Here is a 13,077-nt window from a genome sequence, read left to right as displayed (position 1 = left end):
CCGCCGCTTCATGGCGGGCGCGGCCACGAACCCTGACCCGGACGTCTTCGCCTTCGCCGCCGCGACGGTGAAATCCTGCATGGACGCGACGCACCGTTTGGGCGGCGAAAACTACGTGCTGTGGGGTGGGCGCGAAGGCTATGAAACGCTGCTCAACACCAATCTTGCACAAGAAGACGCGCAGTTCGGGCGCTTCCTGAACATGGTGGTGGAGTACAAGCACAAGATCGGCTTCGATGGCACCATCCTGATCGAGCCCAAGCCGCAGGAGCCCACCAAGCACCAGTATGATTACGACGTGGCCACGGTCTATGGCTTCCTAAAGCGGCACGGGCTGGAAGGCGAGGTGAAGGTGAATATCGAACAAGGCCATGCCATTCTGGCGGGCCACAGCTTCGAGCATGAAATCGCACTGGCGCAGGCGCTTGGTATCTTCGGGTCGATCGACATGAACCGGAACGACTATCAATCCGGCTGGGACACCGACCAGTTCCCCAACAACGTGCCAGAGGTCGCGCTGGCCTATTACCACATCCTGCAAGGCGGGGGCTTCAGCACCGGCGGCACCAATTTCGACGCCAAGCTGCGCCGCCAATCGCTGGACCCGGAGGATCTGCTGATCGCCCATATCGGCGGCATGGATATCTGCGCGCGCGGGCTGAAGGCCGCCGCCGCGATGATCGAGGACGGCACCCTGCCGGGCTTCGTCGAGGATCGCTATGACGGTTGGTCTGATCCCGAGGCGCAAGCGATGCTGAACGGCGACCGCTCGCTGGAGGACATCGCCGCACGTGTCGAGGCCGAGGGGATTAACCCCGCGCCCGTGTCCGGCAAGCAGGAATACCTTGAAAACGTCGTGAACCGCTTCGTCTGAGGGGGACATGCCACGCGCCGGGGACATCCGAGAATTCAGGTTGGAGGACGGGGGCGTTGCGCTCTCGCTCCTCAACCTCGGCTGCATCACACGGGGCTGGTGGGTGCCGCTTGGCGGAGCCTCGGTGCCGGTGGTTCTGGGCTTCGATGACCCGTCGGACTACCTGCACAACCCCACCTATATGGGCGTGATCGCGGGGCGTGTGGCCAACCGCATTGCGGGCGCGCGGTTCCAGTTGAACGGGCGGGACCATCGGCTGACGGCAAACGAAGGCGCGAACCAGCTGCATGGCGGCGCGGGCGGGCTGCATTCCCGCATCTGGCAGGCAGAGACGGGGGGCGCACGGTCCGTGCGCTTTACCTATGTCTCGCCCGATGGCGAGGAAGGCTATCCGGGGCGGGCCAGTTTCGAGGTGACCGTGCGGCTCGAAGGCGCGCGCGTGACCTATGACATGGCGGCCACCGTGGACCGGCCTACGCCGATCAACATGGCGCAGCATAGTTATTACAGCCTCGGGGTGCCTCGGACGGCCCGCGATGCGCGCTTCACCTGCCCGGCGGACCGGGTGACGCCCGTGAACAGCGGCCTGATCCCGACCGGGGACATCGCCCCGGTCATGGGCACTCGACACGATTTCCACGCTGGCGCCGTGCTGGCCGAGGCTGATCCGGAGGGAATCGGGACCGATCTGAACCTGGTGATGCCCGAGGACCGCGACCCTGCAAGGCCGGTGGCGGAGCTTCTGGCCGCGAACGGTTTGCGCCTGCGGATGTGGTCGGACCAGCCGGGCTTGCAGGTCTATACCGGGCACGGTCTTCCCGATCTGGGTGGTGCCCATCCGGGCCAGCGCATCGCCCCCTGGGCCGGGATCGCATTGGAGCCGCAGGGCTTCCCCAATGCCGTCAACTGCCCCACATTTCCGTCGATCATCGTGACGCCGGAGCAGCCCTATCATCAGCGGCTGACAGTCGAGATCAGGGAGGTTCCTGAATGAAACGGTTGCCCGTGGCCCTGATCCCGGCGCTCATTGCGTTGCCCGTGCTGTCACAACCTGCGTTCCCGCCCGCAGAGTTTGCCCCGACCGATCCGGCGCGGGTCGAGCTGGGGCAGCTTCTGTTCTACGATCCGATCCTGTCGGGTAATCAGGAAGTCTCCTGCGCCACCTGCCACCACCCGCGCTTCGGCACTTCTGACGGAGTGTCGCTGTCGCTTGGCGACGGGGCGCATGGGTTAGGGCCGGATCGGGTGGCAGACCCTGAGAACCTGCCCGAACAGCGTATTCCCCGGAACGCGCCGGGGCTGTTCAACCTTGGGGCCTCCGAATTCACTCATATGTTCCATGATGGCCGGCTGGAGGCGGACCCGACCCGCCCCAATGGCATCCGCACGCCCTTGGGCGATGCGATGAGCGAAGGGTTCGACTCCGTCCTCTCGGCACAGGCGATGTTCCCGGTTCTCTCGCCCGATGAAATGGCCGGGCACTATTCGGAAAACCCGATCAGCCGTGCGGTGCGCATGGGGCATCTGTCGCTGGCGGGCGGGGCCTGGGACCAGATCGCAGAGCGCGTTGCCGCGATCCCCGAATACCGGGCCCGGTTCGATGATGTGTTGGGCACGGGCGCCCCGATCCACTTTACCGACATTTCCAATGTCGTCGCCGATTTCATCCGCTTCGAATGGCGGGCGGATCGCAGCCCGTTTGACCTCTATCTTGCCGGTGAGGCAGAGTTGCCCGAGGCGGCGGCGCGAGGGATGGCGCTGTTCTACGGCGAAGCGGGCTGTGCGGACTGCCATACAGGCCGGTTCCAGACCGACCACGATTTCCACGCCATCGCCATGGTGCAGATCGGGCCGGGAAAGGCCGCGCGGTTCGAGACCCATGCCCGCGACGAGGGACGAATGCGGGTCACGGGCGATCCGGAGGATGCCTATGCCTTCCGCACGCCGAGCCTGCGCAACGTGGCGCTGACCGCGCCCTATGGGCACGCGGGGGCCTATGCGACGCTGGAGGGCGTGATCCGCCACCACATGGACCCGGTCGGGTCGCTCTACGCCTATGATCGGAGCCAGGCGGTTTTGCCCGTCCTGCCGGGGGTGGAGGATTGGCGCATTCTGGATGATCCGGCCGAGATGGCGGCGATTGCGGCGGCGAACGAGCTGGAGCCGGTGCAGTTGAGCGACGATGAGGTTGCCGCCCTGCTGGCGTTTCTGGAGTCGTTGACCGATGCGGCAGGCGCGGAGGGGCGTTTGGGGGTGCCAGACCGCGTGCCAAGCGGCTTGCCGGTGGATCGGTAGCGGGGAAGGGTCTTGCAAGACCCTTGGAAGGATTTTGGAAAATCCTTGGCGCCGCTCCACCGTCAGCGTGCGAGTGTGAGCCTTTGATTGACCTCGACCGGCTGCCAATCGCCGCTCTCTCCATCCGGCCAGATCACCCGGATCTCTGCCGTCTCTGCGTCGCCAAGACCGAAATGCAGTGCCCCCGCGACGCCACCGGCATGGCCGCCACCCACAGTGATTTCCTGGGTCCAGGTTCTGTCCGCTATGCGCAGTTCGACGAAGGCCCCGACGGCATTACGGTTCGGCCCCGCCTGGATGACGTCGACCAGCAACCAGGCACCGGCCCCCGGCGTGACGTTCTGATATAGTTCCAGCGGCATGTGCCGGTTCAGCACCGCCAGATCCAGCAGCCCATCCCCGTTCATATCCGCCAGCGCCGCCCCCCGGCTTCGGTGCAGGCTGGCCACCCCGGCCTGAAGCCCGGCCTCGGTGAAGCGCCCCTCAGGGCTGCCCATCAGCAGGTTGTTGGGGTCTTCCATGGCGCTGCCGGGCATCTGTTCCACATTGCCCTTGGCCACGAACAGATCGGCCCACCCGTCATTGTCCACGTCCCCGAACACCGCGTGCCAGCCGGTCGAGGGCCTGCCATCGCCGCCTGTATAAGGCCGGTGCGCGGTGGCGCCGCTTTCATAGGGCGCGTCGAGATAGCTGGGGCCATCGGCCCCCTCGCTCAGCGCCTGCAATCGCTGATCGCCCATGGAGGTCAGGTAGACCTCGGACAGCCCATCACCATCCAGATCGCGCGAGGCAATGCCCATGCCCCAGAGCTGGTGGCTGTTCCATCCGTCCTGAGGCCCATAGAGGCGCGGTTCAGGCTCCATCGCCCACATCTGTTCCTCGCCGCCGCGCACGTAGTAGTGCCGGTCATTAGAGACGCGCAGATCGGCGCGGCCCTGCCGGCCCCAGTCTGTGAAGAGCATGGAGAGCGCACAGAAACCGGGGGCCAGAGGCAGGGGCGGGGTGTAGCTGTCTCCCTCTGGCCGGTAGAGATGGTTCACGTCGCAGGCTTCGAACGGGCCTTCCGGATCGCTCCGGTCCACGTAATTGCCGAAGGCGAGCGTGGGCAGGGTCTGACCCGCTTCCCATGTGGCGGAAAACGCCGTGGTCCAGCGTGCGTCGGTCTGAAAGCCGATCCCCTCGAACGGGGCAAACGCGCAGTTGCCTAGCCCGCGCATCAGGGTGTTTTCGCCAACCCGCAGAATGGCGAGGTCCATGACCCCGTCGCTGTCGATATCGAGTGGATAAGCCCCGATGACGCCGGTCAGGGAGAGGGCACTGTCCACCGCATCGAAGGCAAGATCGCCGCCGGGGTCGGATCGATTCAGGAAAAGCTGCGCCGGGTTTTCACCACCGGCCGCATAGAGCTCAGGCAGGTTGTCCCCGTTGCAGTCGAAGGCCGCGACTCCGCCGCCCACGAAATGCTCCCATCCGCCTTCGTAGCTGTGGGGTGCGATCTGGCGCGGGGCAAAAAGTGGGTCCGCCACGGCAGGTCCGGCCACGACCAGAAGGGTCGCAAAGCAAAGCTCAGGCCGCATCGGCACCGAGGTTGCGGATCGTGAGTTCCGACACCCCCTCCATCGCGCAGGCAGCCGCCCCCTTGGCCCACATCAGATCGCCCCATTTATGCACCCGGATTTCCGGCAAGGGGGCGTCGACCTGCACCACCGAGGATTTCACCCGCTCCAGAACATCCGAGCCGTAGAGAAAATCGAAGGTCATCTGTTCGCCGGACAGGATCACCAGGCTCGGATCGAAGATGTTGATCACATTGGCCAGCCCCATGGCGAACATCCGGCCCGCCCGGTCGAAGATGGACCGCGCCATCGCATCGCCTGCCTTGGCACGGGCGTAGAGCGCCGACAGATCGTCCTCCGGCTGCGCGCTGCCACGGATATTGGCCTCTCGCAGCAGGGCATAGTCGCCCACATAGGCCTCCAGACAGCCGCGTTGGCCGCAACGGCAGAGCGCGCCGTCGAGCTGCACCTTGGTGTGGCCAAACTCTGCCCCGCAACCGCGTTCGCCCCGATAGATACGCCCGTCAATCACGATACCCATGCCGACACCCTGTTCGATGGTGATGACGATGAAATCGGACACGTTGCGCGCTTCTCCGAACAGTTGCTCGGCCTTGGCGACCAGATTGGCGTCATTGTCCATGTAGAACGGAACCGGCATGGCATCGGACAGCATGCGTCCCAGTTCCACGTTGCGTTGATCGAGGGACGGGGACCAGTGCACGAAATTGCGGGTCGCGTCGATCAGCCCGGCAATGCCGAGGCCGACGCCGGACACTTCGCTGATGTCGCGTCCGGCGGCATTGCAGGCTCCGCCAAGGGCGCGCATGACGAGCGAGACCATCTCTTCTGGCGACATGACCGGGCCGGGAAGCTCGTGGTCGTATTCACCGACGGTCTGGCCTTCGAAATCGACGAGGATGACCGTGGCGGACCGGTCCGAGATCTTGATGCCCGCGATCAGATGCGCCGCGCCGCGGACCTTGAGCGCGACACGGGGACGGCCTCGTTTGGCACCCGTGCGGTCGCCTTCGGGGGTAATTTCCTCGATCAGCCCGGCGCTCAGCAGTTCCGAGGTGATGGCGGTCACGGTGGCCGGGCTGACCTGGGTTTCGCGGGCGATATCGATTCGGGCGATTCGCCCCGCCTGGCGGATGGCTTCAAACACCTGCTGGCGCCCGTTTTCGCGCTGATCATTCGCGGTCGATATACGTTGATGTCCTGCCACGGTGTCCTCCCGCAGGTATAATTCACTAAAAAAAATAATTCAGCAAGGGAAGTGTTGGGCAGGACTTCGGCACTGGCCTCATCATTTAATTTGATCTTTGAAAAAAATAATGCTAGGACAGATTCACATGGCGGACTCTCGGTTAAACGGGACCCGGCCAGGTATCACAGGGAGGAAAGCATGAAGTTTCTCAAAGCAGCCGCAGCAACGGTGTTTGCGGCAACAATGACCACCGCTGCCTTTGCGCAGGACATCACCGTCGGGGTCAGCTGGTCCAACTTCCAGGAAGAACGTTGGGCGACCGACGAAGCGGCCATTGTTGCCGCTCTGGAAGCCGCTGGCGCCGAATACATCTCCGCCGACGCGCAGTCGTCCGCATCCAAGCAGCTGTCGGATATCGAAAGCCTGATCGCTCAGGGCGTTGATGCTCTGATCATCCTGGCACAAGACGCGGCGGCCATTGGCCCGGCCGTACAGGCCGCCGCCGACGAAGGCATCCCGGTCATCGCCTATGACCGCCTGATCGAAGACCCCCGCGCCTTCTACCTGACCTTCGACAACGTCGAAGTGGGCCGGATGCAGGCCCGCGCGGTTCTGGAGGCAGCGCCCTCTGGCCGTTACGTCATGATCAAGGGCTCGCCCACTGACCCGAACGCAGACTTCCTGCGCGGTGGTCAGCAGGAAGTTCTGCAAGCCGCAATCGACGCCGGTGAGATCGAGATCGTGGGCGAGGCCTACACCGATGGCTGGCTGCCTGCCAACGCACAGCGCAACATGGAGCAGATCCTGACCGCGACCGACAACGGCGTTGACGCTGTCGTGGCCTCGAATGACGGCACCGCAGGTGGTGTTGTCGCCGCTCTGACCGCGCAGGGCATGGAAGGTATCCCGGTTTCCGGCCAGGATGGCGACCACGCCGCGCTGAACCGTGTGGCCCTTGGCACCCAGACCGTGTCGGTGTGGAAAGACGCCCGTGATCTGGGCCGTGCAGCCGGTGAAATCGCCGTCGCACTGGCACAGGGCACCGCAATGGCCGATGTCGAAGGCGCACAGGAATGGACCAGCCCGTCTGGCACCACCATGACCTCGATGTTCCTTGCACCGGTTCCGATCACCGCAGCCAACCTGAGCGTCGTTGTCGATGCTGGCTGGATCGATCTGGAAACGCTCTGCCAGGGTGTTACCGACGGCCCCGCGCCTTGTAACTGATCCTGTGATACACTGCATAGTGTAGCACCCGATACGCCCCGCCCCGCCGGGGCGTATCACCACCAGACACGCTGAACTCTGGAGTCCGGACATGACCGACACCACGTCTCAGCCAATTCCCCCGCAGCGCAAGAGTTTCGTCCAGCAACTGGAGCTGGATACGCGTCTATTGGGTATGGTTGGCGCCTTCATCATCCTTTGCATCGGGTTCGATTTCATCACGGAAGGTCGCTTCCTGACCCCGCGCAATATCTTCAACCTGACGATTCAGACCGTATCCGTGGCCATCATGGCCTGTGGCATGGTCTTCATCATCGTCACCCGCCATATCGACCTGAGCGTCGGCGCTCTGTTGGCCACCTGTTCGGCGATCATGGCGATGACCCAGACCGATATCCTGCCCAACATGATGGGGCTGGGGCTTGGCCATCCGCTGATCGCGCCGATCTCCATCATTGTCGGTATCGCAGCGGGGGCGCTGATCGGGGCCTTCCACGGTTACCTTGTCGGCTACCTGACCATCCCGGCCTTTATCGTGACGCTTGGCGGTCTGCTGGTCTGGCGCAACGTGGGCTGGTTCCTGACCCGTGGTCAGACCATCGGTCCGCTGGATGAGACCTTCATGGCCTTCGGCGGCATCAACGGCACGCTCGGGCCGAGCCTTTCCTGGATCGTGGGTGCGGTTCTGACGGTTGCCGCCATTGCCGCGATGTGGAACGGGCGCCGGTCGAAGGCGAGCCATGGCTTCCCGGTCAAGCCGGTCTGGGCTGAACTGACTCTGTCGGCAATCATCGCCTCTGCCATCATGGGCTTCATCTGGGTTCTGAACTCTTATGAAATCCCCACCGCCCGCCTGCGCCGCATGTTCGAGGCACGGGGCGAGGTGATGCCCGAAGGTTTCACCACCACCTATGGCCTGCCCATCTCGGTGCTGCTGCTGATCGGTATCGCCATCGCGATGACGGTTCTAGCCCGCCGCACGCGGCTTGGGCGCTATATCTTCGCCACCGGCGGCAACCCGGACGCAGCGGAACTCTCGGGCATCAACACCCGCATGCTGACGGTCAAGATCTTTGCCCTGATGGGCGCGCTGTGTGCGATCTCGGCGGTTGTGGCCTCGGCCCGTTTGGCCAACCACACCAACGATATCGGCACGCTGGATGAACTGCGCGTCATCGCGGCGGCGGTTATCGGCGGCACGGCCCTGTCGGGCGGTCTTGGCACTATCCACGGGGCGATCCTGGGGGCCTTGATCATGCAGTCGCTGCAATCGGGCATGGCCATGGTCGGTGTTGATGCGCCCTACCAGAACATCGTTGTCGGTGTCGTGCTGGTCGCGGCCGTCCTGATCGACATCATCTACCGCAAGCGCACGGGGGATCACTGATATGACTGCACCACTCGTAGAAATGCGCGACATGTCGATCTCGTTCGGCGGGATCAAGGCGGTCGATCACGTCACCGTCGATCTGCAACCCGGCGAGGTCGTGGGCCTGCTCGGCCATAACGGCGCGGGCAAGTCGACGCTGATCAAGATGCTGTCGGGCGCGTATCAGCCCGATGGCGGCCAGATCTTCATCAACGGAGAGAAGGTCACCATCAACAACCCGCGCGATGCACGGGCGCATAATATCGAGACCATCTACCAGACGCTGGCGCTGGCCGATAACCTCGATGCGGCGTCCAACCTGTTCCTTGGGCGAGAGCTGGTGACCCCCTTCGGGCTCGTTGACGATGCGGCGATGGAGGCGGAGACGCGCAAGATCATGGGGCGTCTCAACCCGAACTTCCAGAAGTTCTCGGCCCCGGTCTCGGCGCTTTCCGGCGGTCAGCGGCAGTCGGTCGCGATTGCCCGGGCGGTCTATTTCAACGCCAAGATCCTGATCATGGACGAACCGACCGCTGCGCTTGGCCCGCATGAAACCCAGATGGTGGCAGAGCTGATCCAGCAGCTGAAGGCCGAAGGCATCGGGATATTCCTGATCGACCATGACGTGCACCAGGTGATGAACCTCTGCGACCGGGCCAGCGTGATGAAGAATGGTCAGCTGGTCGGCACGGTCAATGTGAACGAGGTCACCGATGATGACCTTCTTGGCATGATCATCCTCGGCAAGCACCCGCACGAAAACGCCGCCTGACAAGGGGCGGGAGTTCAGCAAGACGGCGGTCCCATCGGGGCCGCCGTTTTTTGTTGGCGATGCACGCCCATGTCGTATCCTGCAAGGGCGTTTCGCATTCGGGCAGGTGCTGCGGGGCGAAGCGCGGTCAAGTTGATCCACCTTCAGGATGGAGACCGCCCATGTCCGACACCGCCCTCAAGCCCCGCGCCCGTGCCGGTGGCCGCAACGCCCGCCGCAGCCAGCGGATGACGACCGATAGCCGGATGCTGCCGGGCCTGATCAATGTGCTGCCGCATTGCGAGGTGATGGATGGATCGCAGGTCGAACGGATCGACACCGCCTCGATGGACATCCTCGAAAACGTCGGCGTCGTGTTCCGCGATGACATTGCTCTGGCGGACTGGAAACGCGTGGGCGCGGATGTGCGGGGAGAGCGCGTGCATCTGGATCGCGGGCTTGTGCGGGAGCTGATCGCGACGATCCCGTCCGACTTCACCTATCACGCGCGCAACCCGGCCAACAACGTGCGGCTTGGCGGGCGGCAGTCGATCTTCGTGCCGATGACCGGCGCGCCGTTCCTGCGCGACCTCGACGATGTGCGTAGGAACCCCACGCTCGACGATCTGGCGATGTTCCACAAGCTCAGCCACATGTCGCCCGCGCTGCACTCCAGTGCGCATCATATCGTGGAACCCTACGACCACCCGATCAGCCAGCGGCACCTGCGGATCACCTATTCCTCGATGAAGCATTCCGACAAGATCTTCATGGGCATGACCACAAGCCCGAAGAATGCCGAAGACGTGATGGAGATGTGCGCGATCCTGTTCGGCGAGGACTTCCTCGAAAACCATCCGGTCACCACCGGCAATTGCAACGGCAACAGCCCGCTTGTGTGGGACGAAACCATGTTGGGCGCGATGCGCGCTTTCTGCCGTCGAAACCAGCCCGTGCTGTGCTCGCCCTTCGTTCTGGGCGGTGCCAACACGCCCGCATCGGTCGCCCCCGCCGTGGCGCAACTGAACGCAGAGGCGTTGTCGGCGCTGGCCTACACCCAGGTGATCCGCAAGGGCGCGCCCGCGATCTATGGGCATTACCTGTCGACGGTCTCCATGAAATCCGGCGCGCCAATGGCGGGCACACCGGAAATCAGCCTGATGAACTTCATGATCGGCCAGATGGCGCGCTATTATGGCGTGCCCTGGCGGACCTCGAACACGCTTGGCGGGGCCAAGACCTTCGACGCGCAGGCAGGCTATGAAAGCGCCACGACGCTTTCCGCCGTCATGCATGCGGGCGCGAACTACATCTGGCATTCGGCAGGCTGGAACGAGGCCGGAATGCACTGTTCCGTCGCCAAATTCGTGGTGGATGCAGAGCAATGCGCCATGGCCTACCGCATGGCCGAGGGGCCGAGGTGGGACGATTTCGACGAAGGCATCGCGGCAGTGTCCGATATCGGGCCGGGGGGGCACTATCTCGGCCACCCGCACACACAGGAGAATTTCCAACGGGCGTTCTTCATGCCGGAGCTTTTCGACAACAACTCTATCGAGCAGTGGGTTGCGGAAGGGTCGAAGGAAATCACCGAACGGGCTCTGACCCATGCGCGGAAGCTCTTGCGGGAATATGAGGAACCAATGCTCGATCCGGCAAAGAACGAAGCACTTCTGGACTATATCGCCCGGCGCGAGCGGGAGATTCCGGCAGCGGATGCTTTGAACCAGGAGTACTAAGCGCATGGCCGATCCCCTGCTGGAGCCCTTCCAGCTGCGGCATCTCACGATTCGCAACCGGATCATCTCGACCGCCCATGCCCCGAACCTGGTGGAGGACGGCCACCCGCGCGAGCGCTACAGGCTCTACCACGAAGAGAAGGCAAAGGGCGGGATCGGGCTGACCATGGTCGGCGGATCGACCAATATCGCGCCCGACAGCCCGTCCGTGTTTGGGCAGCTATACGCGGGCGATGATAGCATCGTGCCGTGGTTCCGGCGGCTGACCGAGGGGGTAAAGTCGTACGGAGCGGCGATCATGTGCCAGATCACCCATATGGGGCGGCGCACGGCCTGGGACGATGGCCATTGGCTGCCGGTAATCGGCCCCTCCGGGCGGCGCGAACGGGCGCACCGGGCGTTTCCCAAGGTGATGGAGCAGGAGGATATCGCGCGGGTGGTGGGCGACTTCGCCACCGCCGCGCGCCGCTGTCAGGAGGGTGGGTTCGACGGGATCGAGCTGCTCTCGCACTCGCATCTTCTGGGGCAGTTCCTGTCGCCCTTGGTGAACGACCGGCAGGATGACTATGGCGGGTCGCTGGAAAACCGCCTGCGCCTGACGCTGGAGGTTCTGAAGGCTGTACGTGCCGCCGTGGGGCCGGAGATGATCCTGGGCATCCGCATGACGGGGGATGAACTGGAAGAGGCCGGGCTCTCCGCCGATGACTGCGTGGCCGTGGCGCGGATGCTGGCCGATACGGGGCAGGTGGATTTCCTGAATATCCTTGCCGGTGCCCCCTATGACGATCTGGGTCTTGCCGGATGGGTGCCGCCCATGGGAATGCCCGCCGCCCCGCACCTGCCCATTGCCGGACGCATCCGGCAGGCGACGGGGCTGCCCGTGATCCATGCTGGCGGCATCGCCGATCTGGCCACCGCCCGCCATGCGGTCAGCGAGGGCCATGTGGACCTTGTCGGCATGACCCGCGCCCATATCGCCGACCCGCATCTGGTCGCGAAACTCCTGCGGGGGGAGGAGGATCGTATCCGCCCCTGCGTCGGCCTCGGGGCCTGCGTGGATCGGGTGAATCAGGGCAAGCCTGCCGTTTGTGGCCACAACGCCGCCACGGGGCGCGAAGCGGTGATGCCGCATGTGATTGCCCCCTCTGACACCCGTCGCAAGGCGGTCGTCGTGGGCGGTGGCCCCGGCGGGTTGGAGGCGGCGCGCGTGTCTGCCCTGCGCGGTCATGAGGTGGTGCTGATGGAAGCGGCGGAACGTTTGGGCGGTCAGTTGCTGCTCGCTTGCAAGGGCAGGGTGCGGCGACAGGTGCGGGGTGTGGCCGACTGGCTGGTCGCGGAGGTGGAACGGCTCGGGGTCGAGACCCGGCTGACCTGCTATGCCGAGGCCGCGGACGTGTTGGCAGAAGCGCCCGACATGGTCATCATCGCAACCGGCGGGTGGCCAGACCCCCCCGCGATCCCCGGCGGCGACCTGACCTTGCCCAGTTGGGATGTGCTGGCGGGCGGGGCGCGCCCTACGGGCGCGGTCCTGCTGATAGACGAGTCAGGCGACCAGCCCGGTGCCGTTTCCGCCGATGCGCTGGCAGAGATGGGATGCGCGGTGGAACTGGTCACGCCCGACCGCGCCGCGCTGCACGATCTCGGTCCCACGACCTCCGCCGTTACCCTGCGCCAGTTGGCCCGCGACGGGGTGCGGATGACCTGCCTGCACGAATTGACCCGCGTCGAGGTGGATGGCCCGGCCCGCATCGCCACGCTGCGCCACGTGCTGACCGGGCAAACCGTCACGCGAAGGGTGGATCACGTGGTGGTGGAACATGGCCTGACACCGTCGGACGCGCTTTATTATGCGCTGAAGGACGGGTCTTCGAACCTCGGCCAGCTTGACCACGCCGCCATGATCGCGGGCACTGACCCGTTTAAGCAGCTGAACCCGCAAGGCCGCTACCGGCTGGCCCGGATCGGGGATGCGGTGGCGGGGCGGAACATCCATGCCGCCGTTTACGATGCGCTGAGGGTCTGCAAGTCCCTATAAGGGATTTACTTTTCCGCCGCT

At 64.5% G+C, this 13,077-nt stretch carries 10 protein-coding genes; 8 read left to right on the top strand and 2 right to left on the bottom strand.

Annotation, left to right across the window (positions count from 1 at the left end):
- From BKY26_RS04545 to BKY26_RS04535, 3 genes are all read left to right on the top strand, one after another.
- On the top strand, nucleotides 1-874 hold an 874-nt coding region (locus BKY26_RS04545; RefSeq protein WP_071689220.1), incomplete at its 5' end, for a xylose isomerase.
- Between the two features lie 7 nt (nucleotides 875-881).
- Nucleotides 882-1,868: an aldose epimerase family protein gene (locus tag BKY26_RS04540; RefSeq protein ID WP_071689219.1), complete on the top strand. Its 987-nt coding sequence runs from the start codon at nucleotides 882-884 to the stop codon at nucleotides 1,866-1,868.
- Nucleotides 1,865-3,169, top strand: a complete 1,305-nt coding sequence (locus BKY26_RS04535) for a cytochrome-c peroxidase (RefSeq protein WP_071689218.1) — start codon at nucleotides 1,865-1,867, stop codon at nucleotides 3,167-3,169. The genes BKY26_RS04540 and BKY26_RS04535 overlap by 4 nt, the downstream gene beginning before the upstream one ends.
- 62 nt (nucleotides 3,170-3,231) lie before the next feature.
- On the opposite strand, the gene BKY26_RS04530 is transcribed toward BKY26_RS04535, so the two are convergent.
- Nucleotides 3,232-4,746 carry a CRTAC1 family protein gene (locus BKY26_RS04530; RefSeq protein ID WP_071689217.1) on the bottom strand — a complete coding sequence of 505 codons (1,515 nt, stop codon included), beginning with the start codon at nucleotides 4,744-4,746 and terminating at the stop codon, nucleotides 3,232-3,234.
- The gene (locus BKY26_RS04525; RefSeq protein ID WP_071689216.1) at nucleotides 4,736-5,953 is read right to left on the bottom strand and encodes an ROK family transcriptional regulator; all 1,218 of its coding nucleotides are present in this window, start codon (nucleotides 5,951-5,953) and stop codon (nucleotides 4,736-4,738) included. The genes BKY26_RS04530 and BKY26_RS04525 overlap by 11 nt, the downstream gene beginning before the upstream one ends.
- Before the next feature lie 180 nt (nucleotides 5,954-6,133).
- Here BKY26_RS04525 and xylF point away from each other — a divergent pair, with 180 nt between their 5' ends.
- The 5 genes from xylF (at nucleotide 6,134) to BKY26_RS04500 (ending at nucleotide 13,056) form a co-directional block, all read left to right on the top strand.
- Entirely contained in the window at nucleotides 6,134-7,162 is a 1,029-nt protein-coding gene (xylF, locus tag BKY26_RS04520) for a D-xylose ABC transporter substrate-binding protein (RefSeq protein ID WP_071689215.1), read from the top strand.
- 91 nt (nucleotides 7,163-7,253) lie between these two features.
- Nucleotides 7,254-8,549: a sugar ABC transporter permease gene (locus tag BKY26_RS04515; protein WP_071689214.1), complete on the top strand. Its 1,296-nt coding sequence runs from the start codon at nucleotides 7,254-7,256 to the stop codon at nucleotides 8,547-8,549.
- 1 nt (nucleotide 8,550) lies between these two features.
- Nucleotides 8,551-9,303, top strand: coding sequence for an ATP-binding cassette domain-containing protein (locus tag BKY26_RS04510; RefSeq protein ID WP_071689213.1), 753 nt, complete (start codon nucleotides 8,551-8,553; stop codon nucleotides 9,301-9,303).
- A 161-nt stretch (nucleotides 9,304-9,464) separates the two neighbouring features.
- Nucleotides 9,465-11,021 carry a trimethylamine methyltransferase family protein gene (locus BKY26_RS04505; protein ID WP_071689212.1) on the top strand — a complete coding sequence of 519 codons (1,557 nt, stop codon included), beginning with the start codon at nucleotides 9,465-9,467 and terminating at the stop codon, nucleotides 11,019-11,021.
- Nucleotides 11,022-11,025: 4 nt separating this feature from the next.
- On the top strand, nucleotides 11,026-13,056 hold the full coding sequence (locus BKY26_RS04500; RefSeq protein WP_071689211.1) for an NADH:flavin oxidoreductase: 2,031 nt from the start codon (nucleotides 11,026-11,028) through the stop codon (nucleotides 13,054-13,056).
- Nucleotides 13,057-13,077 lie beyond the last annotated feature (21 nt).

It is taken from the genome of Nioella sediminis (assembly GCF_001879695.1).
Classification (GTDB): Bacteria; Pseudomonadota; Alphaproteobacteria; order Rhodobacterales; family Rhodobacteraceae; genus Nioella; species Nioella sediminis.
This window is presented reverse-complemented; position numbering and strand designations above follow the sequence as displayed.

What these genes read in the sequence shown, in the direction of transcription:
- BKY26_RS04515 (WP_071689214.1), top strand. Translation starts at nt 7,254, where the DNA reads ATGACCGACACCACGTCTCAGCCAATTCCCCCGCAGCGCAAGAGTTTC.
- xylF (WP_071689215.1), top strand. Translation starts at nt 6,134, where the DNA reads ATGAAGTTTCTCAAAGCAGCCGCAGCAACGGTGTTTGCGGCAACAATG.
- BKY26_RS04505 (WP_071689212.1), top strand. Translation starts at nt 9,465, where the DNA reads ATGTCCGACACCGCCCTCAAGCCCCGCGCCCGTGCCGGTGGCCGCAAC.
- BKY26_RS04540 (WP_071689219.1), top strand. Translation starts at nt 882, where the DNA reads ATGCCACGCGCCGGGGACATCCGAGAATTCAGGTTGGAGGACGGGGGC.
- BKY26_RS04500 (WP_071689211.1), top strand. Translation starts at nt 11,026, where the DNA reads ATGGCCGATCCCCTGCTGGAGCCCTTCCAGCTGCGGCATCTCACGATT.
- BKY26_RS04535 (WP_071689218.1), top strand. Translation starts at nt 1,865, where the DNA reads ATGAAACGGTTGCCCGTGGCCCTGATCCCGGCGCTCATTGCGTTGCCC.
- BKY26_RS04510 (WP_071689213.1), top strand. Translation starts at nt 8,551, where the DNA reads ATGACTGCACCACTCGTAGAAATGCGCGACATGTCGATCTCGTTCGGC.
- BKY26_RS04530 (WP_071689217.1), bottom strand. Translation starts at nt 4,746, where the DNA reads ATGCGGCCTGAGCTTTGCTTTGCGACCCTTCTGGTCGTGGCCGGACCT.